Consider the following 21,486-nt stretch of genomic DNA (forward strand, 5'->3'; position numbering starts at 1 on the left):
CTTATGCCTTTTGTAGCCTTTGACTGCGAAGGACCTTTAACCTTAAACGACAACGCTTTTGAGTATTCTAAGTTTATGATGCCTGAAGGCCATAGATTTTTTAAACAAGTCTCTCGTTTTGACGATTACTTAGCAGACATTAAAAAACGTCCTGGATACAAACCAGGAGACACCCTTAAATTGATACTCCCTTTTTTAAAACTTTTTGGAGCAACCAACCAAAGCCTTAGAGAGTTTTCTCGGAAAACTTTGCTTTTTTTACCTAAGATACCTGAGGTTTTAAAGGAGATTAAAAATTTAGTCCCAACTTTTATCATCAGCACAAGTTATAAACCCTATTTAGAAGCCCTTGCTGAGGCTATAGAGTTTCCTATGGACCATATATTCTGTACGGAGGTAGACCTTGATAAAGTAACCCTTTCAAAAGAAGAAGTCAAAATTTTAGAAAAACTATACCAAGAAATACTTTCTTATCCAACTATAGAAATACCGTTAAGAGCCACTTCTCCTTCAGACCTACCTTCAGAACTCTTAAGTGTGCTTGAACGGATGGAAGAAATTTTTTTTGAAATTATTTGGAATCTTGATGTAGGGGTATTTTTAAGAGAGATTAACCCTGTAGGGGGAGAAGAAAAGGCAAGAGCCTGTCAACAAATATCTGAAAGTTTAAATGTTTCTTTTTCAGAAGGATTTTATGTAGGAGATAGCATCACTGATATGAAGGCTTTAACCCTTCTGAGAGAAAACCAGGGAGTATCTTTAGCCTTTAATCCAAACAGATATGCTTTAAAAACTGCAGAATTTTATGCTTTAAGCAAAAACGGAGTTATTTTTAAAGACCTGGTAAAACTGTTTATCGAACAAGGCAAAGAAGGGCTTGATAGTTTTGTATCTTTTAAAGATTATGAGTTTCAAAAAGTTCCTTCAGAGTCTGAAGTTTTTGAAAATCTTGTAGACAAGTGTGAAAATTTCAGAAAGATCATTAGGGGGGCGTTGATAGGTGATTTAGGATGATACCCTTACAAGATATCTTACCAAGACGTAACCCCCCAGTAATGACCTGGTTTCTCATTCTTTTGAATACCTTAGTGTTTTTCTATGAACTTTCTTTACCTACTGTAGAAAGAGAAGTCTTTTTTAAAACCTGGGGATTTATACCTGCCATCTTTTTTGATCCTTACTTTAACTTTCTTGTCGGTTTTCCTTGGTATCATAAGTTTTTAACCCTTTTTACCCATCTTTTTATCCACGGAGGTTGGCTTCATTTTATAGGTAACATGTGGACATTATGGATTTTTGGGGATAATGTAGAAGACCGGTTAGGGCCTTTTAAGTTTTTATTTTTTTATTTAGTGTGTGGCATTTTAGCTACGATGCTTCATTCTTTTATCTATCCTAACTCTGTTATTCCTTTGGTAGGAGCCTCTGGTGCTATCTCTGGAGTTATGGGAGCTTACTTTTTATTGTATCCTTTAGCAAGAATTTTGGTAGTTTTTCCGGTGTTGTTTATACCTCTATTTTTTGAGGTCCCTGCCTTCATATTTTTGGGTTTATGGTTTTTGCTTCAGTTTTATAACGGACTTTTTTCCTTGGTTTTACCGGAGAGCTTTGGTGGGGTTGCCTGGTTTGCTCATATAGGTGGTTTTTTGGCAGGAGCCTTGCTATATAAAATTTTCTGTAAAAGAAAATGCAGGTTCTATCGAGATGAATATACCTTTTTTGGTTCCTTTTTTGATATAGACAAACCTTAAGGGGGGTTTTATGTTATGTTTGGTATAGGAGACCTTTTCTGGATTATCTTTTTTGCCATTGCTATGCAACCTTTTTTAAGACAAAAGTTCTTAGAAATAGCCAGACAAAAAGCCATAGAACAAATCGAAAAAAAGAGAGGTTCAAGGGTTATTTTATTGGTTCATCGTCAAGAAAAGATGTCATTTTTTGGTTTTCCTCTGATGAGATACATCGATATCAACGATTCTGAAGAGGTAATAAGGGCCATACATCTTACAGATAAAGATGTTCCTATAGATATCATCCTTCACACTCCAGGAGGATTGGTTTTAGCCTCCCTTCAGATTGCCCTTGCTATAAAAAAACACCCGGCTAAGGTTACAGCCTTTATCCCTCATTATGCCATGAGTGGAGGAACCCTTATTGCTCTTGCCTGTGATGAAATAGTGATGGACGAACACGCTGTGCTTGGACCAGTAGATCCTCAAATAGGAGAGTATCCAGCCGCCTCTATTTTAAGGGCAGTTAAAAGAAAACCTTTAGAACATATCGACGATAAAACCTTAATTTTAGCAGACGTAGCTGAGATGGCTTTAAAACAGATGAAAGAAAACCTAAAACTGATCCTTAACGATAGATACCCTGAAGAAAAAATAACCGAATTAGCAGAAGTATTGTCTCAAGGATATTTTACTCATGACTATCCTATTACTTATGAAAAAGCCTTAGAATTAGGGCTACCGGTGAGTAAAGACATGCCTATAGAGATCTATCAACTCATGAAATTATTTCCTCAACCAACAACCACAACCTCTTCGGTAGAATATATACCTTTGCCTAAAAAAGGAAAATCTTAAACACCTTTAGAAGATATCAGCGATTTCAATGTTTCTGCGAATATTTGAAAATGTTCTTCTTTCCAGAGGACAAACACAATTTTTTGGGGGGCTTTATGTTTTTTCAGAAAGTCACATACTGTTTTTAAGGCGATCTCTGCAGCCTCTTTCATAGGATAACCATAGGCTCCTGTGCTAAGAGCAGGAAAAGCAACTGAGTTGAGACCATAATCTAAAGCTAATTTTAAAGCACTTTGGTAAGCCTTCTTAAGAAGTTCAGGTTCACCACTTTTTCCATCTTTATATATAGGACCTACTGTATGAATAACATATTTTGCCTTAAGATTACCACCTTTAGTGATTACTGCTTCACCAGTAGGACATCTTTTATATTTAGACCTAATTTCTTCAAGAATGGAGGGGCCACCTTTTCTATGAATGGCTCCGTCAACCCCTCCCCCTGGAATAAGTTCTTCGTTAGCTGCGTTAACTATAGCTTCTGTTTCTTGTTCAGTAATATCTCCTTGGACTAATTCAACTTCACATCCATCAATATAAACCTTCATGGTTTTACCTTCCCTTTTTAAGGTAAAACGGGTCTGGGGGGATTTGAACCCCCGACTCCTGGCTCCGGAGGCCAGTGCTCTTTCCAGCTGAGCTACAGACCCATACCTTTATTTAAATTATAACACATTTTAAAAAATTAACACATTACACTCTAACTCCTTCTACTGCTTTATTGAGTTCTAAGATTACATTTTTTAAGGTTTCTATCTCTTCTACTACTTTTTCATTTAAGGCTTTTACTTCTAATGCAAGTTGACTTGATTGAATGGCTGCCTGAGCTACCTCATTACTTGCAACGCTCTGTTCCTCTGTTGCCGCTGCTATCTGGTTGATAGCATCTCTAACTTGTATACTTGATTGAGCAATGCTTTCAAGCACACTTTTAATTTTCGTTAGAGCAGAAAGTGCCTCTTCTACTTTTTCAACTGTGGCATCCATGTTTTTCATAGAGTTCTTTGATTCCTGCTGAACGGCTAAAATTCTATTTGCAATATCCTCAGTTGCTTTTATTGTTTTTTCCGCAAGCTTTCTAACCTCTCCCGCAACAACTGCAAACCCCTTGCCATGCTCCCCAGCTCGTGCTGCTTCTATCGTTGCATTAAGTGCAAGGAGATTTGTCTGGTCTGCTATCTCTTTAATCAAACCAACGATATCTCCTATTTCGTTTACTCTTAAATTTAAAGCATTTAAAGTCTTTTTAAGTTCATCTGTAGCCTGCGTGGTTTCATTGATTACAACCATGGATTGTTCGGCTAATCTTGCTCCCTCTTCTGATATCTTCTGAGATTCATTAGCAAGTTCCTGAGCATAATGAGCGTTTTTAGCAACATCTGCAATGGTTGCACTCATCTCCTCCACCGCTGCTGCAATCTGATTTGCCTGGTTGGTCTGAAGGTCTATTTTTTTCTTTACAGCATCAACATTACTCAAAAGATTACCTATAAACTCATAAATGGTTTCGGCTGAACTTTTAATCTGTTTTACCAATCCTTGAGTGAATTCTTCAACCTTGATAACTGCCCGGGCGATAAGACCAATTTCATCTTTTCTATTTCTGTACCCCTTTCCAAAACCAACCCTACTAAAATCACCTTTGGCTACCTCTCCAAGTTTTGCTGCCATGTCTGGAATTGGGGTCAAGCTTCTTTGTGTGACTACATAAATAAGTATTCCTATAGCAATGGCTGCTAAAACATTTAAAACAAACATGACATTTCTAAAAGTATAAGACACCCCATAAATTTGACTCTTAGGAACGTTGATAGAAATTAACCATTTAAAACCAGGATAAACTTGAGCTATAGAGACATGTTTTTCCCCGTTTATCTTTATTTCTACAGCTTCCCCTTCTTTGACTTTTGATAGTTTTTCTATACTTTCTTTTCCTAAATCTTTTCCAGCAATAAGTTTAGGTTCTCCTTTGGCAACATCATACACAGACACAAACCCTCTTTCTCCTATCTTAAGGCTACCTAAATAATTTTTAAACTCATTAATGACAAGAGTGATATCAAAACCTATGAAAAATACGCCTACTACAGCTCCGCTTGAGTCCTTTACAGGCACATATTTAGTCATATACTCTTTACCAAAAAGGGTAGCCTTTCCTACATAGGTTTCTCCCCTTAACAAACCTTGATATGCAGGATGATTCCTATCTAAAGTCGTCCCAACCGCACGGGTTCCGTCTTCTTTCTTAAGAGAGGTTGCAACTCTTAAAAAATCCTCCCCTTCTCTTTTAAAAATGGTTGCTACACTTCCACCTGTGATAGCAGTAAACCTATCACAGACATCGTTGGTAGGATTACTAATACTTGGTCCCAAAGACATAAAAATATTCATAAAACGGTCAGCTGAATACCTTGCAAACTGGTCAAAGGTTTGTAGTTCATGGATAATCGTTTTAAATTCAAGGTTTAGGGTTGCAAGTTCTTTCTTTTTTATAGAAGAACTTGTCTGAAAATAAAGAACAGCCGCAACTATAGAATACACTAACAAAATAGAAACAAGAGCTAAAACAAAAATCTTTTTACTTAAAGATAAACCATCTAAAACATTTTTACCCCTTTCTCCCATTTCCTCCTCCTGGAATTAAATAATATATTATTATTTATACTTTTCATTAACCTTTTATTATAATTAACATTTTATTATAAAAACAGGGTCCTAAAAGTCAAGCAATATTGACATAAAAAAGCTAAGAGCTAAAAGATAAAAAAGTAACATGCACTACTAAAGAATATTCAAAAAAGAAAGAATTCACAAAATTGTTTGTTAAAATTTTATATTAAAAGGTACAACTTAATACTTATAAGGTTAATCTATTTTAAAAAACATAATGGCAAAGCGGTAAAAATATTCAATTGTTCAAAAAATCACATATCCTAAAATTCCTTTTTAAATTTTTATAAAATTTAAGAATAGAAAAAGTATTCAAATATTGGTAGGAGGTGGGGAACATGAAAAAGTTTGAAAATTTGAGTATAAAAAATAAGCTTTTGCTTTTAGTCTTTTTTTCTTTATTTGGTTATATAATATTTTTCCTTTTACAATCTACTTACTTAAAAGAATCTATTCTAAAAGAAAAAAAGGTAGAACTAATTCAAAAAGGAGAGATGGCCTTATCTATAGTAGAATATTACTACAGTCTTTATAAAGCTGGGAATCTTACCGAAGAAGAGGCTAAAGAAAAGGCAAAGCTTGCCATAAAAAACTTACGTTATGAAGAAAGAACTAACTATTTCTGGATAAATGATGGAAGTCTCCCCTATCCGATAATGGTAATGCATCCAACGGTTCCTCAGCTTGAAGGAAAACCTCTTTCTGACACCAAATTCAACGTAGCATACAAACGACAGACTGACCTTAATGCAAAAGAGGAAAAGGTAAACAATCAAAATCTTTTTACTCTTTTGGTAGAAACTGCAGGTAAAACCGGACAGGCTTTTGTTTGGTACAAATGGCCTAAACCGTTAAAAGGGGGAGGAGTAACTAAAGAAGTTTATCCTAAACTTTCCTATGTCGTAAAGTTTGAACCATGGAACTGGTATATAGGAACAGGGGTTTATATTGATGATGTCGATAAAGCTTTTATACAAGCTATGAAGAGAAATAGTATAAAAACTGGCTTAGCTGTGTTAATAATTTTACTTATCACAGGATTTTTGGCTATTTTATCTGTCCGTTCTATTTCTATACCAATCTCTGAATTAGAAGAAAAAATAAAAAAATTTGGACAGGGACATCTAAACATCGAGTTTAAAACCCAAAGAAAAGATGAAATAGGTAAAATTGCTAACAGCTTAGATGATGCTATTAGCAACCTCAAGGGAATTCTTTTAAGTATCAAAGAAGTTTCAGAAAGTCTTTCTGATTCAGCCAATGATCTAACTGAAGTGTCTAATCAGTTCAAAATAAGCCTTGACCTCCAAACCCAGCAAGCAACCCAGATTGCCTCTGCTGCAGAAGAAATGTCCATTACTGTGGTTGATATCGCTAAAAACACGACAAGCATTTTAGAAGAAAGTAAAAAAACAGCAGAAATTGCCAAAGAAGGTGAAACCTATATTTTAAAAACCGCAAATGAAGTTAAAATAATAGAAAAAACAGCAGAAAAACTAAAAGAAGTCATGTATAGTTTAGAAGAAAGGACCAGGGCAATAGAGAGTGTGGTAGAGTTTATCAAGGATGTGGCAGAGCAGACCAATTTACTTGCATTAAACGCAACGATTGAGGCAGCCCGAGCTGGAGAGCATGGAAAATCTTTTGCGGTTGTTGCAGGGGAGATAAGAAAATTAGCAGAAAGAACTAACAAATCAACCGATGAGATAGCAGGTGTTATAAGGGAGATAAAGGGAGTGGTAGAGGAGGTGAGTAGGGAGGTAGAGGAGATAGGTGCTAAGGTTGAGAGTGGTGCAAGGCTTAGTGAGGAGGCATCAGGGATTCTTAGTAGGATAGCAGATGCGGCAGAAAGATTGCAGGAGATGATACAGAGCATTGCAAGTGCGACAGAGGAGATGAGTGTTACGTCTGAGTCAGTAGCTAAGGATGTAGGTAGTGTGGCGGAAGGAATACAAGAACTAAAAAGAAACATCTTTTCCCTTCTTGAAACCACGGAAGATATAAAAAAGATGGAGGAAGAACTAAGGAAAAAAACTTCTATGTTTAACCTTTAATTTTTTTTAATTTTGATTATAATGTTTAAATAATATTACTTTTAAAGGAGATCTTTATGGATAGAGAAACTCTGATAAAAGGATTGATACTTTATGAAGATAGCGACCACAAGTTTATTTGGTTAGGATGGGAAGAAGAGGAAGAGGAAGGTTTGGTACAGACTAATCAATATCTCATCATAAATAAGGGAAAAGGTATCCTTCTTGATCCAGGTGGGGTGTATGTTTTCCCCAGAGTTTTAGCTGCTGTTGCCAACTACATAGACATTGACAACATAGAATATATCTTCTTTTCACATCAAGACCCTGACGTAAGCTCAGGACTTATTACCTGGTTGGAAAACACCAACGCCAAGATTTATATCAGCAAACTTTGGATAAGGTTTATCCCTCATTTTGGTTACAATTCTTTAAGGCGGACTATACCTTTAGAAGATAAAGGAGGAGAATTAACTTTGGGTTCAGGTGATAAACTTTTGTTTATACCTGCCCATTTTCTTCATTCTAAAGGTAATTTTTCCGTATTTGATACGCGAAGCAAAATTTTGTTTTCTGGAGATATAGGTGCAGCTGTTTTTCCTAAAGGTCAGAGATATCTTTTTGTAGAAAACTTTGAAAACCATGTAAAACTTATGGAAGGTTTCCATAAAAGATATATGGGAAGTAATAAAGTATGCAAAAAATGGGTTAACTTAGTCAAACCTCTTAATCCAACCATGATAGCTCCTCAACATGGAGCAATTTTTAAGGGAGAGAATGTAAAGAAATTCCTTAACTGGTTTGAGAACTTAAGTTGTGGGCTTGATATCATAGACCAAATTTATTAACCTTTAGGGGGAAAACATGTTCAACTTTCTTAAAAAAGAAACTAAAACATTTAATCCTACTTCAACTTTTTCCCCCTACCCTATCAACCTAAGAAAAGTAGTGCAAAAACTTTGGAAATTTTCTTATATAAAAAGTCTTTCCCATTATGTTTCTGAAGCTCTTATAAAAGCCTTACAGCTTTCACAAGAATCTGGTAAGTATATTTCTTCTTTGGTAGAAAAGTTTAATTTTGCCATCCAAACCCTTTCTGAAAAAATATTACCCATAAAATCTGAAACAGATAACTTGGTAAAAAGATCTGAGGAGTCAAAAGAAAAGATAAACGTTATGATAGAAGAGGTAAAAGTTATAGAAAGCAGCCTTAAAAACTTTGTAGAGACCTCAAAAAAAATGCAAAACTCGTTCCAAGAAATCAAAAATTCTTTGACAGAAATTCATAACATCGCAGACCAAACGACTATCTTGTCCCTGAATGCATCCATTGAGGCTGCTCGAGTGGGATTAGCTGGAAAAGGTTTCACCGTGCTTGCTGAAGAAATTAGAAAATTAGCTAACAAAACCAATCAGTTTGCTAAACACATTAACGAAAGCATCCTTTCTGTAGAAAAAAACATCAACTTTTTTACTACCTCGATCTTTGCCCTTAAAGAAAGCTTAGATAAAAGCATCGAAACTTTAAAGGAACTATATTTTTTTATAGATTCTAACCATCAGATGGCTGAAAACGTAGAAAGACTTATAAATGATATGTTTTTAGCCATAGAAGAGCAAGTTAAAATTACAGAAGAGATTACTCAAAACATGGTTAACCTTTCAAAAAATTTAAAAATTACGGAAAAGCAACTTCAATCTATAGTGATACAGTTTAAAAAGATTTAAAAACACCTTTATTTAACTAAGCTTTCCAAAGCCCCCTTTATCTCAGGGTAAATAAATTTAAAATCGTTTTGTATCAATCTTCGAGGATGAGCCTTTATATTTGCAGTTATACTGTCTGCCAACTCACCTAAAAACAACTTTAAAGCAAACATAGGTACCCTAAAGAAAGCTGGTCTTTTTAAAACCTTAGCCAAGGCTTTAGTAAACTCCTTGTTGGTTACAGGTTGAGGGGAAGTAAAGTTAAAAACTCCTTCAAGGTCTTTTTCTATGAGAAAAATCAAGCCGTTTACTAAATCACTTATATGTATCCAAGAAAACCATTGTCTCCCATCCCCCAAAGTTCCACCTAATCCCCACTTAAAAACAGGTAAAACCTTGGCAAGCATACCACCTTTACCAAGAACGATACCAAAACGGGTTATAGCTACTTTAACTCCATACTTCTTAGCAATTTGGGCCTGTTTTTCCCATTCTATGCATACTTTTGCCAGAAAATCATTTCCTGGTTGAGAGTCTTCGTCTACGGACTGATCTCCTTTATCTCCATAATATCCTATGGCTGAGGCATTTATCAAAAAAGCGTTTTTTTTTAAAGATTTTACGATGTTTTCTGTAGACTTAACTCTGCTTTCTAAAATTAGTTTTTTATAAGACTCAGTCCATTTTCCAAAGATGTTTTGTCCTACCAGATTGATTACCACGTCAAAATTGGAAACCTCAGCTTGCCAACTTCCTGATTTCATAGGGTCTCCCAAAATAAAATCACAACCTGAAAACCGAGACTTAGCCTTTTCTAAATTCCTTACCAATAAAGTCGTACTGAAACCTTTTTTTATCAGTTCAGGCACTAAAGCTCCCCCAACAAAGCCTGTACCTCCAACTACTAGCACTTTTTTCATGGTAATAACCTCAATGTTTTTTATAAAAATATTTTTAAAATAAAAATATTAAAAAGTAAAGAATACCTATAAAAATACGGTAAATTCCAAAGATAAAAAAACTATGCTTAGAGATAAAGCTAATAAAGATTTTGATAGCTAAAAATGCCGTGAAAAAAGCAAAGACAAAGCCTACTAAAAGGACTTGCCAATCTTGAAAGGACATCTCGGAATATGATTTGATGAGGTCATAACTGGTAGCCATAAGCATCGTTGGTAAGGCCAGAAGAAAGGAAAACTCAGCCGCAGCCTTTCTGTTAAGACCAACCACCATCCCTCCTATGATGGTAGCAGCTGAACGAGAAACTCCAGGCATCATGGCTAAAGACTGAAAAACCCCTATTAAAGGTATTTTCTTTAAACTAAGCTCTTTTACATCAGACAACCCATTATCTTTTTGAAGAAATCTGTCTATAAATAAAAGCACTATCCCTCCGAAAATCAAGTTTATTACCACCAAAAGGTCGTTGCCTATAAAAAATCTTTTGATTATTTTATAAAGTAAAAACCCTAATATACCTGTAGGAATAAAGGCCAAAATAATCCTTTTCCAGGTTTCCCAATCTTTTAAAAGTTTTTCGTAATAGAGAAAAAAAACCGCTAAAATAGACCCGAGTTGTATGGAGATTTCAAAAGTCTTGGTAAAGTTAGTGTGAGGAATGTTTAAGATATGAGCAGTCAAAATAAGATGGCCTGTAGAAGAGACAGGCAGAAACTCGGTTAGTCCTTCTACTATGCCTAAGATAGCAGCTTGAATAAGATCCATAAAACCTCCTCCTGCTGTTAGAATCTTTCAAGATAAGAGTTTAATCTTCTATTTTATTTTAAGCAAATTTTGTTAAACTTGTGTAAAGATACCTGATTTCAAAGGTTATTCAACCTAAAAAAGAGGGATTAAGATGGAAAAATATCGTATAGTTTTTTTTGGTAGCCCAGACTTTGCGATACCCCCTATAGAAGGATTGTATGAAAATGAAAACCTTATAGCAGTGGTTACTCAACCAGACAAACCCCAGGGAAGAGGTTTAAAAACCCTACCCTGTGCGGTGAAAAAATGGGCTTTAGAAAAGGGAATTTATGTGTTAGACCCTCAAAAAATAAAAGGAAATGTTGAATTTTTTAAAATTCTAAAGGAACTTGCTCCTGACCTGATCGTGGTTTGTGCCTATGGTAAAATCCTACCTAAGGAAGTTTTAGAAATTCCGAGATTTGGATGCTGGAACATACATGCCTCTTTGCTTCCTAAATACAGAGGTGCCTCTCCTATCAACTGGGCTATCTTACAAGGAGAAAAGGAAACAGGTATAACCATCATGCTTATGGACGAAGGGTTAGATACTGGTCCCATACTTTTGCAAAAAAAGGTCTCAATAGAACCAGAAGACAACGCCTTAACCTTAGCTCAAAAGCTTAGTGACCTTGGTAAAGAGGCTATTTTAGAAGCCATAGAGCTACATAAAAAGGGATTACTCAAGCCTATCCCTCAACCTGAGGAGGGTGCCTCTTATGCACCTTTATTAAAAAAAGAGGATGGATTTTTTACTTTTAAAGAACCTGCTTGGTTTATCGAGAGAAAGGTAAGGGCCTTTGTTCCTTGGCCTACAGCCTATACCTACATTCAAGGAAAAATCCTTAAGGTATATAAGGCTAAAGCCTTAGAATCAGAAAATAATACCCCAGGAGAAATCCTAAGGATAAATCAAGAGGGGATATTGGTAGGCACCTCCCAAGGTGCCCTTCTTTTAATTGAGGTCCAGCCGGAGGGTAAAAAACGAATGTCAGCGTTTGAGTTTGCCTGTGGTAAAAGGTTAAAACCCGGCGACCTCCTTACTTAAACTGGGGAAGTTTACCTTTATGTAAAACCTGTAACAAAGGTGAAGCCAAAAATATAGAACTATAAGTCCCTACTATAAAACCTATCGTTAAAGCTAAGGCAAAGTCTCTTATCACTACTCCTCCAAACAAAAGAAGGCTCAAAGACCCAAAAAGGGTGGTCAAAACGGTGATTATCGTCCGAGAAAAAACGTCATTTATACTTTTGTTGATAAGCTCATCAAAGTTGGCGAAACTATGTTTTTGTAAATTCTCTCTGATACGGTCAAAGATTACCACCGTGTCTGTCAAAGAATAACCTGCTAAGGTAAGAAGAGCTGTGATAAAAAGAAGGTTTATCTCTTTTCCTAAAAGATAAAACAAACCAAAAGTTACTAAAACATCATGAAAGGTCGCCAATCCGGCAGCTATCCCAAAATAAACGTTAAACCTAAAGGCTAAATAGACGATAATTCCTACCAAAGCTCCCAGAATAGCTAAAGTTGCTTTGTTTTGAAGTTCTTGACTAATGGTAGAACCTATTTCCTCTTTAGAAACTACATTAAATTTATGGTCAGGAAGTTTCTGGTTTAAAAGAGAAAGAATATGATTTACCTCTTCTGTAAGACTTTCTTTGCTAAGTTTGACTTTAAGAAGGATCATGTTTTCTTTCTTTATGTCTTGTAACATAAAATCTTTTATTCCGCTTTCTTCTAAGGTTTTTCTAAGGAGGCCTAAGTCAGGGGTTTTTTCACTGCTAAGATAAATAATAGCCCCTCCTGTAAAGTCGATACCTAAGTTGGCTTTACCTAAAAAGGCCTGCAATATTCCAAAACAACCAGTTAAGGAAAGAATTAAAGACAATATGGCACAGATTTTTTTAAACTTCATGAAGTTAAAGTTTGCTTTTTTAATCAATTCAAAAAATTTTATCCTAAAATCGATACCCCTTTCGTACAGATATTCATAAAAGATTTTGGTTGCAAAGATTGCGGTAAAGAGGTTTACTAAGATAGAGATAGATAGGGTTACAGCAAACCCTCTGATAGGACCTGTACCAAAGATGAATAAAATTAAAGAGGTGATAAGAACGGTTACATGGGCGTCAAAGATGGTTATAAAAGTTCTTGAATATCCCTGGAAAATGGCAGAAAAAGTCGTCCTTCCAGCTTTTAACTCTTCTCTTATTCTCTCAAAGATAAGAACGTTAGAATCAACCCCCATTCCTATACTAAGGATAATTCCTGCAATTCCTGGAAGGGTAAGGGTGGCTTGAAAAGCAGAAAGTAAGGCTAAAAGAAAGTAAATATTTAGAACTAAAGCTATTACAGCAACTACACCTGATATTCTGTAATAAAAAATCGTAAAAATTATAACCGCTGCTGCTCCTATGACCCCTGCTATCAATCCTTTTTTGATCGAGTCAGTCCCCAAAGAAGGGCCTATGGTTATGTTTTGCAAGATTTTTACCGGAGCGGGTAAAGCCCCTGCTCTTAGGACCAGTGCCAGGTTAGAAGCTTCTTGCATAGAAAAACCACCTGTAATCTGGGCCTCCCCTCCAGAAATCTTTTCTTTTATCACCGGAGCTGATCTGACTACCTCATCAAGCACGATAGCTAAACGTTTGCCCACGTTTTCTGAGGTGATAAGTTCAAATATCTTGGCTCCTCTTGAGTCAAACTGAAGCCATACATAAGGTTCGTTGGTTTGAGGGTTAATTCTTACCTGTGCTGTTTTTAGATAAGTCCCTGTTAACAAAACCTCTTTTTTTAACACTATCGGTTTTTTGATAACCTTTCCTGTTTCTTTATCTTTCTCAACCATAAAATAAAACTGGGAGTCTTGGGGCAGGTAAGGAGCAAGTAGTTTTCTCCACTCCTCTATCGAAGCATCGAAGGAAATTTTACCGGTTTGTACCAGAGAATTTACTAACTCTGATAGATCAACCCTCTGCATTGTTTCTTCGTCTACCAACCTAAACTCAAGTTGTGCGGTTTGGCCTATGATGTTTATGGCTCTTTCTGGGTCTTTAAGACCAGGTAACTGAACTACTATCTTATCTTTCCCCTGTTTGGTGATAATTGCTTCTGCAACCCCAAACTGGTCTACCCTATTTCTTATTACCTCTAAAACTTGATTTAAAAGGTTTTCTTTTATATAACTGATACGTTCTTCGGATAAAGTTACCTCAATTATAAATAAATTTTCTTGTTGATACTCTTTGGAAATGGCTATCTCTTTTATTCCCTTTAAAACCTCATCTTTAAAAACCTTCGCATCTTTTGGGTCTTGAAATTTAAAAACAGCCTTCAGGTTATCGATCGATACCTCATAAGAAGAGGAAACCAATTTGTTGAGTTGGGCTTTAATGTCTTGAACATAGTTTTCAAACTGGTTTTGCATAGCTTTATCGATGTCTGGTTGTAATACTAAATGAACCCCACCTTTTAAATCAAGCCCAAGCTTAAGCTCGCCTCGATAGACATATTTTTTAAACCAAGGAGGAAGGTTGGGTACAAAGGTAGGTAAAAGCAAAAGAGCCGCAAATCCAATTAAAAAAAGGAGAAAAAAGAGTTTTATTTTAAGTTTAAAAGACAACTTTTACCTCCTGTAAAAGCTATTTTCCACAACTTAAAGCATGCCTTAACCAGCTTAAATTATAATCCAAAAGTTCGGTAAAGCTACCTTGAAATCTGTAAGTTCCTCCAGACCAAAGTGTTACTACTTCTATGCCTTTACTTTTAAATAGAGAAACATAGTTTTCAAACTCTGGGTCAGTGATAAAAACTATCTTAGGACTTCTTTTCTGGATATTTTGAAGTATTTCTGTAAGGATTTTAACACTTGGCTCTCCTTCTTTATGATGACCCTTAATCAACGTTTTCTCTTTTATTCCACAAGGTGTTAACAAATAACTAAACACAGGGTGACCTAATATATATACCTCTTTATACTGACAGTTTTTTAAACCTATGATTTTGGCTTCTAAAAGGTTTACAGTCTTTAGAAATTGTTGCAAACTTTCCCGATAAAAGATCTTATTACCAGGATCCCTTACCTCTAAAAATTGAACCAAATCAGAGGCTAAACTTTTTACCCTATTTAAGTCAAACCACAGATGCGGGTCAGCAAACCTTGTTTGCCCTCTGGCAAGGCTCAGTAAAGGTTTGTTAGCCCTTATCTGGTAAACTTTGGTAGCCCAGTGTTCTGTCCCTACAATCACCACAAGGTCTGCATTTCTAATTAAGTTCCATTGAGAAAAGGTAGGCTCAAAACTGTGAAAATCTTTTTTTTCAGACTGTAGCGTGATAACATGTTGTTTGGTAGAAACTATTTCTTTAACTATTTTTTCTAACGCCGAGTTTGAAACCACGATATTTAAGCCATAGGCTTTTGTAATAAAAAAAATCATAAAAAGACATAAACTCGATAAAATTCTAAAGAACCTCATAAGGGCCTCCAAACGTAAAAAAAGACTTTTTAATTAAAAATTAACAGGTTAGTTTAGTCTGTCAATCACTGAAAAGTTTGAAATAAACTGATTAAAACTCGAAAACCCCCTAACTTGATTAAAAATATATTTGATTAAAAAGTTAGGGAGTTTTTATATTTAGTATCCTGTTTCTTCTCTTATTACCATATAAAATACGCTCCATTGAAGATTTTTTTGATTAACAGGGTCTTTGTAGATGTCTACCCTTCTTATAGACAGATGGTTGTAGTTTTCAGCTGAAGAAAGCAAAGCTCTATCGCGGGTTCCCGTTCCCTGTGGTAATCTGAAGCAGAGATTGATGGTCAAAATAAGAAAGATAGGGAGGATAAAGGTCATCACTTTTAGCAGCTATCTTTTGAAAGATTACGATTGTATCCCAAATATCCCCTACATTTTTGATGGCCTCATCCCATTTTTTATCGTATATGGCTTTAGCTAAAGAAAGAGCTCCTGTGGTGGCGTTAACGATTTCATCCCTGCTGGGAGAGCCTGAATCCTTTTCCAAAACCATATATAGAAAAATAAGTGGCGCGTCTACTTCTATAGCCTCTGTTTTGTTGGATCCACTTCCGTAGACGTTAACATCCTTAGAGAAAAGCCAAGTATCACCTTTCCTCCATCATCTTCTTTGCATTCCATAATCCAAGATACGCTGTTTCCCTTTATCTCCTTTTGCTTATAGGCACAGTTTGGATTGGAACCACCCAGACTTTGTTCTTGTATAGGGATAAAATTTTTTTTAGTAAGGCATTGGGTATAAACCTGCTTAGGCAAGTTTATAGGATAAGAGGAAGATTCCATCTCTATCGATATTTCCCATTTTCCCTCTTTTAAATCAATCCCTGGACTTACCCCTGGCTCTTTTTTACTACAGGCTGTTCCTAAAAGTCCCAAAAAGCACAACATAAAAAGACATAGCTTCTTCATGACATAACCTCGCAAATGAAATCAGTCTATATTTACAGTGTAAATACTTTTTAAAGATAAAGTCAAAACGGATTAAAGCAGATTAGAAAACCTTTTTAAGGTTTTTTCTTTATTTTTAAAATTTTTTTAGAATTTTTTATAGTTTTATAAAATTATAAAAATGCTTTTTTGAAAAAACAAAAGGTTTTAAATATTAAGGATACGATGAGAGTTGTAGAAAAATTTTTTTAGAACGCCCCCAACGGGATTCGAACCCGTGTCTCTGGCGTGAGAGGCCAGTATCCTAGTCCACTAGACGATGGGGGCTTTATGAAGTTTTCGATATTTTAAAAAATATAAACGGTTTCCCTCTTTTGTCAAGTTAAATAAATAAAAAAACCGGTTCAAATAGAATGTCTTTTTGCGTTTAGGCTTATTGACTTTTAAGAATTTTATATTAACTTGCTAAACATAAGGGGGGGTAAAATCTTTTAGAGGGGTGAGTTAGATGACAGTTCTGTTAGAGATAGAAGACCTATGGGTAGAGGTTGAAGGGCGAGAAGTTTTAAAGGGTATATCTCTAAAAATACCTGTAGGAGAAACTCATGTAATATTTGGTAGAAACGGTTCAGGGAAAACTTCGTTGTTGATGACAATTATGGGTTTCCCTACCTATAAGGTAAAACATGGAAAAATCTATTTTAAAGGTGAGGATATAACCGACCTTCCTCCTTATGAAAGAGCTAAAAGAGGTATAGGGATTATGTTTCAAAGACCTCCTACCATAAAAGGGGTCAAACTAAGGGATATTTTAAAACTCTGTGCCAAGGAAAACAACGTTAAGATCGAAGAGCTTGCAAGAAGTTTTAACTTTGAAACTTTCCTTGAAAGAGAGGTAAACAAAGGATTTTCAGGGGGAGAACTTAAAAAAAGCGAGCTTCTCCAGCTTCTTGTTCAAAATCCAGATTTAGTATTACTTGATGAGCCAGAATCTGGGGTTGACGTAGAAAACCTAAACCTTATCGGTCAGATGATAAAAAAACTGTTGCAAAAAGATACTCCTCACAAACCAAGGACAAAAAGTGGTTTGATCATTACCCATACAGGTTTTATTTTACAGCATGTAGCAGCGGACTTAGGATATGTTATCATGGACGGAGAAATCTACTGCACCGGAAATCCTACAGAAATATTTGAGGGTATTCAGAAGTTTGGGTACGAAGGTTGTAAAAACTGTTTAAAAAGACTGGCTTAATAGGAGGAAAAACAAGATGGCTGAAGATAAACTTCTTAAAGAGTTTAAATCTGCAAAAGAAGGTAACATACCTAAGGACCTTTCAGAACTTTCTGAAGAAGAAAAGGAAAGGTTAAGGTTTTTAGGGCTTGATTCTTCTTTAAAAAGAGAGGGAGAATACGTTCAGATAGACGCTAAACCTGTGGTTTGTAGAAAACAGGTTGAAGGACTGGAGATACTTCCCATAACAGAGGCGCTTAAAAAATATGATTGGTTATCAGACTATTACTGGAAGCTTTTATCTCCGGAAAAAGATGAATTTACCAAAGCTACAGCCGAAGACCTTGATGATGGTTATTTTATCAGGGCTCTTCCAGGTTATAAGATAGTCTATCCTGTGCAAACCTGTCTTTACATAAGAACTGAAAAGGTAGCTCAAAAGGTACACAACATCGTGATAGTAGAAGAAGGGGCAGAGTTAAACTTGATAACCTCTTGTTCGGTTCACCCTCATGTAGAATCTGCTTTTCATATAGGGGTTTCAGAGTTTTTTGTAAAAAAAAGAGCCAAACTTACCTTTAGCATGCTTCACGTCTGGGGAGAGCAAACTATCGTTAGGCCAAGAACAGGGGTTTTGGTAGAAGAAGAAGGATCCTATATTTCTACCTATGTAAGTCTTTATCCTGTAAAAGACATACAAACCTCTCCGGTTTGCAGGTTGGTTGGAGAAGGGGCTAAAGCCTCTTTCGCAAGTATCATCGCCAACCAGCCAGGTTCAAAAATAGACATAGGAGGAGAGGTCTGGTTGGAAGCACCTAACACCAGGACTGAAATCATCTCAAGAACTGTGGTTTATGGCGGAGAAAACATCGCAAGAGGTAAAATCGTAGCCAAAGCTCCAAAAGTCAAAGGACATTTAGAATGTCAAGGACTTATGCTATCAGACGAAGGCATCATGAGGGCTATTCCTCAGCTTGACAGTTATTTTTACGACGTAGAATTAACCCACGAAGCCGCGGTAGGTAAGATAGCTAAAGAAGAGGTAGAATATCTTATGGCAAGAGGATTAAGTGAAGATGAAGCCACTTCTCTTATAGTAAAAGGATTCTTAACCGTTAAGATTGAAGGTATACCTCCTGCTTTACAGAAACAAATCGATAAAGTTCTTGAGACTGCCAAATTGGGGTTTTAACGATGAATTTTAAGCCTTATTTAAAGAAGTTAACTCCCTACCCTCCTGGGAAGACGATAGATGAAATCAGAAGAGAGTTTGGGATAGAAGGTCCAGTTTATAAATTTAACTCCAACGAAAATCCTCTTGGACCTTCTCGCAAGGTGGTAAAAGTCATAAAAGAACTGGCTAAAACTGTTAATCTATATCCAGAGGCAAGTTATATAGAACTAAAAAGAGCCCTTGCTAAAAAATGGGGGCTCTCACCAGAAAACTTTATACTTGGAAATGGTTCTAATGAGGTGATCGAACTTGTTTTTAAGGCGTTAATAAATCCAGGTGATGAAGTTTTGGTAAGTAAACCCAGTTTTTTGATGTATGAAAAGTTTGCTCAAATCTATGGGGCTAAGGTCAAGGTTGTCCCTCTTGATAACAAACTTAAGCACGATATACCAGGTTTGTTAAGAAATTTGTCTAACAAAACCAAAGTGGTGTTTTTAGACCACCCAAACAACCCCACAGGTAGTGTCTTAGACAGAAAAGATTGGGGCATTTTTTTTAAAAACCTTCCTGAGAATATCCTGGTGGTAATAGATGAAGCCTACGGAGAGTTTATAGAAGACCCTGAAATTCCCTTAGGTATAGAGTTTTTGAAAAATGGTTTTAACGTTTTAGTGTTGAGAACCTTTTCTAAGGCTTACGGTCTTGCAGGATTAAGGTTAGGATATGGTATGGCTGAAAAAAGTTTAGCTCAGCTTTTAGACAGTTTGAGACAACCTTTTAACCTTAATCTTTTTGCCTATAAAGCTGGGCTGATTGCCTTAGAAGATCAGGCTTACCTCAAAAAAAGCCTAAAAATCGTAAAAGAAGGTAGAAGATATCTAACCCAGGAACTTTCTTCTCTTGGTTTTAAAGTATATCCTTCCCAAGCCAATTTTATCATGGTTGATTTTGGTAGTGTTTGTGAACACTTATATCAAGGGCTGTTAAGAAGAGGGCTTCTTTTAAGACCTCTTAAACCTTATGGGTTTCCAAACTCATTAAGGATTACCATAGGACTTCCTGAACAAAATCAGCTTTTGGTTAAAAACATAAAAGAGCTACTTGGTTAAATAACTCTTTACAAAATCTTCTATGCTCATCGGTTTAGCCAGATAATATCCTTGTAAATAGTCTACCTTAGCTCTTACCAGCATGTCCATTATCTCTTTATTTTCTACAAATTCTGCTATCGTTTTAATCTTTAAATCCCGTGCCAGTCTTATTATACCTTTTAACACCTTTAAGTTATCTTCAGAATGAAAGGAGGCTTTAACAAAATCTCCGTCGATTTTTATAAAATCAGGCTTAAACTTTAAAAGATATCCAAAAGAGGCATGTCCAGCTCCAAAGTCATCTATGGCTAAAAGAATGTTGTTTTGTTTGGCCTTTTCTTTTATAAAAAACACAAGGTCTATGAAATCTATAAGAGAGGCTTCGGTCACCTCTAAAACCAGTTTAACCTTAAATTTTTGAACAAGATCTATCCATTGTTCCATTTCATAGATTAATCTTTCAAACTTTTCAAAAGAGGTGATAGAACGATTGATAAAAATCATATAGTTTTTAAATTTATAAAATTTTAGATAGTCTTTAAACTTTTTAAACATAACCTCTTCTAACCTGTCTAAGTAGTTTGATTTTAAGGCAAACTTAATAAATTCTCCTGCAGAAATGAACCTTTTTTCTTCCTCACAGAAAACCCTAAGGAGGACTTCTCCTCCTATAACCTTTTGAGTTTTAGCGGAAAATATAGGCTGAACAAAGGGAAAAACAAGTTCTTTTTCTAAGGCTTCATCTAAAAGATTTTTGATCCTGTCAAGCTTTTTTATTTCCACGTAGTCTTCCTCAGAAAACATAACCCATCGATTTTTCCCCTCTTCTTTAGCTTTTTTAACAGCAATTTCTGCTTTGATTAAAAGATCTTTGGGATCATTACCATGTTTAGGATAAACGACCAGTCCTAAAGAGATGTTAAACCTTATTATCTCAACCTTTTGATTTTTTATAAGGGTAAACTGATAGTTTTCTGTGACTTGAAACACCTTTTTAATGGTGGAAAAAGTCTTTAAAAAATTTTGCTCGTCTGTCAAGAGAATCCCAAACCTATCTCCCTCAAACTTAGCCAGCCAAAGCTGATCTTCTTTTAAGTTTTTATAAAGGTGCTTAGCAAAATCTTCTAAAACTAAATCTCCCACATCAAAACCATATCTAAGATTTATTAAATAAAAATCATCTATGTCAAAAAGGATAAAAGAAATAGTCTTTGCTTCTCCTCGTTTTATAAGCTGGTCCAATTTTTCTAAAGATTCATTTTTAGATAAAAATCCATATAGCTTGTAAAGATTAACCTCTACCGGAGTTTCAGTAGAGACCTCCTTTAAATAAACTTCTATCTCTTTATCTAAGGTTATGATATGAGAAAAAAGCCAATTTTTTAGAAAATTAAATATAGATAAAACTAACTCTTTTAGATTCTCTTGGTTTTCTCCTTCAAATTTCTGATAAAGTTCATCAAGTTTTTTTACAAAGGTTTGATGTGATTTTTTATGTAGTTCAAGTTTAGGGTAAGCATGAGCCTTAATAAAAGCTTCTTCTGTTTCAAAATGATATCGAGCATAATCGTATAATTCTTGAAAAGTGTATAAAAGCTCATCTTTAGAAATTTCTGGTTTAAAAACTATGTTTTCGTACAATTTGTTTATGAGATTGACAAGCATCTTGTGTTGATTATCGATGCTTTCTATCCCTATCTCCCAGGTGTGATCCCAATCTATGTATAGCCGCCCACGCGCATCTTTACACGAGAAATCAATAAGCAACAGATGAAAACTTGAAAAGGGTATGCATGCTCAAAGGATGCACACCCTTCTTTTT

20 protein-coding genes and 2 tRNA genes are annotated in these 21,486 nt (G+C 35.5%); 10 read left to right on the forward strand and 12 right to left on the reverse strand.

What is annotated here, in order from left to right; genetic code table 11:
* Nucleotides 1-3 precede the first annotated feature (3 nt).
* Genes PWP26_RS05200 through PWP26_RS05210 form a run of 3 tightly spaced genes read left to right on the forward strand, consistent with a single transcriptional unit; the run spans nt 4 to nt 2,588 of the window.
* Nucleotides 4-1,014 carry a hypothetical protein gene (locus tag PWP26_RS05200; protein ID WP_038061219.1) on the forward strand — a complete coding sequence of 337 codons (1,011 nt, stop codon included), beginning with the start codon at nt 4-6 and terminating at the stop codon, nt 1,012-1,014.
* A gap of 41 nt (nt 1,015-1,055) precedes the next feature.
* Complete coding sequence (locus tag PWP26_RS05205; RefSeq protein WP_273018992.1) at nt 1,056-1,751, forward strand: rhomboid family intramembrane serine protease; 696 nt, start codon at nt 1,056-1,058, stop codon at nt 1,749-1,751.
* A gap of 15 nt (nt 1,752-1,766) precedes the next feature.
* A complete protein-coding gene (locus PWP26_RS05210; RefSeq protein WP_287568254.1) occupies nt 1,767-2,588 on the forward strand; it encodes an ATP-dependent Clp protease proteolytic subunit in 822 nt (273 codons plus the stop codon).
* Here PWP26_RS05210 and PWP26_RS05215 read toward each other — a convergent pair.
* The 3 genes from PWP26_RS05215 to PWP26_RS05225 all read right to left on the reverse strand — a co-directional run bounded on the left by PWP26_RS05215 (nt 2,585) and on the right by PWP26_RS05225 (nt 5,210).
* The gene (locus PWP26_RS05215; RefSeq protein WP_301399116.1) at nt 2,585-3,133 is read right to left on the reverse strand and encodes an O-acetyl-ADP-ribose deacetylase; all 549 of its coding nucleotides are present in this window, start codon (nt 3,131-3,133) and stop codon (nt 2,585-2,587) included. The genes PWP26_RS05210 and PWP26_RS05215 overlap by 4 nt on opposite strands.
* A 28-nt stretch (nt 3,134-3,161) precedes the next feature.
* A tRNA-Arg gene (locus PWP26_RS05220) sits at nt 3,162-3,235 on the reverse strand.
* 43 nt (nt 3,236-3,278) lie between these two features.
* Entirely contained in the window at nt 3,279-5,210 is a 1,932-nt protein-coding gene (locus tag PWP26_RS05225; RefSeq protein ID WP_301399118.1) for a Cache 3/Cache 2 fusion domain-containing protein, read from the reverse strand.
* Nucleotides 5,211-5,593: 383 nt separating this feature from the next.
* Between PWP26_RS05225 and PWP26_RS05230 the strand changes: the two genes are divergently transcribed.
* The 3 genes from PWP26_RS05230 to PWP26_RS05240 are packed head-to-tail and all read left to right on the forward strand — an operon-like array spanning nt 5,594 to nt 9,016.
* The gene (locus PWP26_RS05230; protein WP_301399121.1) at nt 5,594-7,309 is read left to right on the forward strand and encodes a methyl-accepting chemotaxis protein; all 1,716 of its coding nucleotides are present in this window, start codon (nt 5,594-5,596) and stop codon (nt 7,307-7,309) included.
* A 56-nt stretch (nt 7,310-7,365) separates the two neighbouring features.
* Nucleotides 7,366-8,136, forward strand: a complete 771-nt coding sequence (locus PWP26_RS05235) for an MBL fold metallo-hydrolase (RefSeq protein WP_273018995.1) — start codon at nt 7,366-7,368, stop codon at nt 8,134-8,136.
* A 16-nt stretch (nt 8,137-8,152) separates the two neighbouring features.
* Nucleotides 8,153-9,016, forward strand: coding sequence for a methyl-accepting chemotaxis protein (locus PWP26_RS05240; protein ID WP_301399124.1), 864 nt, complete (start codon nt 8,153-8,155; stop codon nt 9,014-9,016).
* Nucleotides 9,017-9,024: 8 nt separating this feature from the next.
* On the opposite strand, the gene PWP26_RS05245 is transcribed toward PWP26_RS05240, so the two are convergent.
* Together PWP26_RS05245 and PWP26_RS05250 are read right to left on the reverse strand one after the other, a co-directional pair.
* Nucleotides 9,025-9,915 (reverse strand): TIGR01777 family oxidoreductase, encoded by an 891-nt coding sequence (locus PWP26_RS05245; RefSeq protein WP_287568260.1) that lies wholly within the window; start codon nt 9,913-9,915, stop codon nt 9,025-9,027.
* A 34-nt stretch (nt 9,916-9,949) separates the two neighbouring features.
* Nucleotides 9,950-10,720 (reverse strand): undecaprenyl-diphosphate phosphatase, encoded by a 771-nt coding sequence (locus PWP26_RS05250; protein WP_287568261.1) that lies wholly within the window; start codon nt 10,718-10,720, stop codon nt 9,950-9,952.
* Between the two features lie 133 nt (nt 10,721-10,853).
* Here PWP26_RS05250 and fmt point away from each other — a divergent pair, with 133 nt between their 5' ends.
* On the forward strand, nt 10,854-11,789 hold the full coding sequence (fmt, locus tag PWP26_RS05255) for a methionyl-tRNA formyltransferase (protein WP_273010816.1): 936 nt from the start codon (nt 10,854-10,856) through the stop codon (nt 11,787-11,789).
* Here the strand turns inward: fmt and secD are convergent.
* The 6 genes from secD to PWP26_RS05285 all read right to left on the reverse strand — a co-directional run bounded on the left by secD (nt 11,782) and on the right by PWP26_RS05285 (nt 16,492).
* Nucleotides 11,782-14,364, reverse strand: a complete 2,583-nt coding sequence (gene secD / locus PWP26_RS05260) for a protein translocase subunit SecD (protein ID WP_301399125.1) — start codon at nt 14,362-14,364, stop codon at nt 11,782-11,784. The genes fmt and secD overlap by 8 nt on opposite strands.
* A gap of 19 nt (nt 14,365-14,383) precedes the next feature.
* A complete protein-coding gene (locus tag PWP26_RS05265; RefSeq protein ID WP_301399126.1) occupies nt 14,384-15,217 on the reverse strand; it encodes a metal ABC transporter substrate-binding protein in 834 nt (277 codons plus the stop codon).
* Nucleotides 15,218-15,376: 159 nt separating this feature from the next.
* Nucleotides 15,377-15,508 (reverse strand): hypothetical protein, encoded by a 132-nt coding sequence (locus PWP26_RS05270; RefSeq protein WP_301399128.1) that lies wholly within the window; start codon nt 15,506-15,508, stop codon nt 15,377-15,379.
* A gap of 4 nt (nt 15,509-15,512) precedes the next feature.
* Nucleotides 15,513-15,764 (reverse strand): hypothetical protein, encoded by a 252-nt coding sequence (locus tag PWP26_RS05275; protein WP_301399130.1) that lies wholly within the window; start codon nt 15,762-15,764, stop codon nt 15,513-15,515.
* 35 nt (nt 15,765-15,799) lie between these two features.
* Nucleotides 15,800-16,186: a DUF3617 family protein gene (locus PWP26_RS05280; protein ID WP_301399133.1), complete on the reverse strand. Its 387-nt coding sequence runs from the start codon at nt 16,184-16,186 to the stop codon at nt 15,800-15,802.
* 233 nt (nt 16,187-16,419) lie between these two features.
* Nucleotides 16,420-16,492: transfer RNA gene (locus PWP26_RS05285), tRNA-Glu, on the reverse strand.
* A gap of 181 nt (nt 16,493-16,673) precedes the next feature.
* On the opposite strand from PWP26_RS05285, the gene PWP26_RS05290 reads away from it, so the two are divergent.
* From PWP26_RS05290 to hisC, 3 genes are read left to right on the forward strand one after another with little or no spacing between them, the layout of a single operon-like run.
* Nucleotides 16,674-17,420: an ABC transporter ATP-binding protein gene (locus PWP26_RS05290; RefSeq protein WP_301399135.1), complete on the forward strand. Its 747-nt coding sequence runs from the start codon at nt 16,674-16,676 to the stop codon at nt 17,418-17,420.
* 16 nt (nt 17,421-17,436) lie between these two features.
* Nucleotides 17,437-18,591, forward strand: a complete 1,155-nt coding sequence (locus tag PWP26_RS05295) for a SufD family Fe-S cluster assembly protein (RefSeq protein WP_287568269.1) — start codon at nt 17,437-17,439, stop codon at nt 18,589-18,591.
* A gap of 2 nt (nt 18,592-18,593) precedes the next feature.
* On the forward strand, nt 18,594-19,682 hold the full coding sequence (gene hisC / locus PWP26_RS05300) for a histidinol-phosphate transaminase (RefSeq protein ID WP_287568270.1): 1,089 nt from the start codon (nt 18,594-18,596) through the stop codon (nt 19,680-19,682).
* Here hisC and PWP26_RS05305 read toward each other — a convergent pair.
* Entirely contained in the window at nt 19,671-21,431 is a 1,761-nt protein-coding gene (locus tag PWP26_RS05305; protein WP_287568272.1) for a bacteriohemerythrin, read from the reverse strand. The genes hisC and PWP26_RS05305 overlap by 12 nt on opposite strands.
* Nucleotides 21,432-21,486: the final 55 nt, after the last annotated feature.

Source organism: Thermodesulfobacterium sp., from assembly GCF_030445475.1.
In the GTDB taxonomy this organism is placed as follows: Bacteria; Desulfobacterota; Thermodesulfobacteria; order Thermodesulfobacteriales; family Thermodesulfobacteriaceae; genus Thermodesulfobacterium; species Thermodesulfobacterium commune.

Bases quoted from the DNA above. Each gene is read 5' to 3' on its own strand.
- PWP26_RS05200 (WP_038061219.1), top strand. From the start codon at position 4: ATGCCTTTTGTAGCCTTTGACTGCGAAGGACCTTTAACCTTAAACGAC.
- PWP26_RS05205 (WP_273018992.1), top strand. From the start codon at position 1,056: ATGACCTGGTTTCTCATTCTTTTGAATACCTTAGTGTTTTTCTATGAA.
- PWP26_RS05210 (WP_287568254.1), top strand. From the start codon at position 1,767: ATGTTTGGTATAGGAGACCTTTTCTGGATTATCTTTTTTGCCATTGCT.
- PWP26_RS05215 (WP_301399116.1), bottom strand. From the start codon at position 3,133: ATGAAGGTTTATATTGATGGATGTGAAGTTGAATTAGTCCAAGGAGAT.
- PWP26_RS05225 (WP_301399118.1), bottom strand. From the start codon at position 5,210: ATGGGAGAAAGGGGTAAAAATGTTTTAGATGGTTTATCTTTAAGTAAA.
- PWP26_RS05230 (WP_301399121.1), top strand. From the start codon at position 5,594: ATGAAAAAGTTTGAAAATTTGAGTATAAAAAATAAGCTTTTGCTTTTA.
- PWP26_RS05235 (WP_273018995.1), top strand. From the start codon at position 7,366: ATGGATAGAGAAACTCTGATAAAAGGATTGATACTTTATGAAGATAGC.
- PWP26_RS05240 (WP_301399124.1), top strand. From the start codon at position 8,153: ATGTTCAACTTTCTTAAAAAAGAAACTAAAACATTTAATCCTACTTCA.
- PWP26_RS05245 (WP_287568260.1), bottom strand. From the start codon at position 9,915: ATGAAAAAAGTGCTAGTAGTTGGAGGTACAGGCTTTGTTGGGGGAGCT.
- PWP26_RS05250 (WP_287568261.1), bottom strand. From the start codon at position 10,720: ATGGATCTTATTCAAGCTGCTATCTTAGGCATAGTAGAAGGACTAACC.
- fmt (WP_273010816.1), top strand. From the start codon at position 10,854: ATGGAAAAATATCGTATAGTTTTTTTTGGTAGCCCAGACTTTGCGATA.
- PWP26_RS05265 (WP_301399126.1), bottom strand. From the start codon at position 15,217: ATGAGGTTCTTTAGAATTTTATCGAGTTTATGTCTTTTTATGATTTTT.
- PWP26_RS05280 (WP_301399133.1), bottom strand. From the start codon at position 16,186: ATGAAGAAGCTATGTCTTTTTATGTTGTGCTTTTTGGGACTTTTAGGA.
- PWP26_RS05290 (WP_301399135.1), top strand. From the start codon at position 16,674: ATGACAGTTCTGTTAGAGATAGAAGACCTATGGGTAGAGGTTGAAGGG.
- PWP26_RS05295 (WP_287568269.1), top strand. From the start codon at position 17,437: ATGGCTGAAGATAAACTTCTTAAAGAGTTTAAATCTGCAAAAGAAGGT.
- hisC (WP_287568270.1), top strand. From the start codon at position 18,594: ATGAATTTTAAGCCTTATTTAAAGAAGTTAACTCCCTACCCTCCTGGG.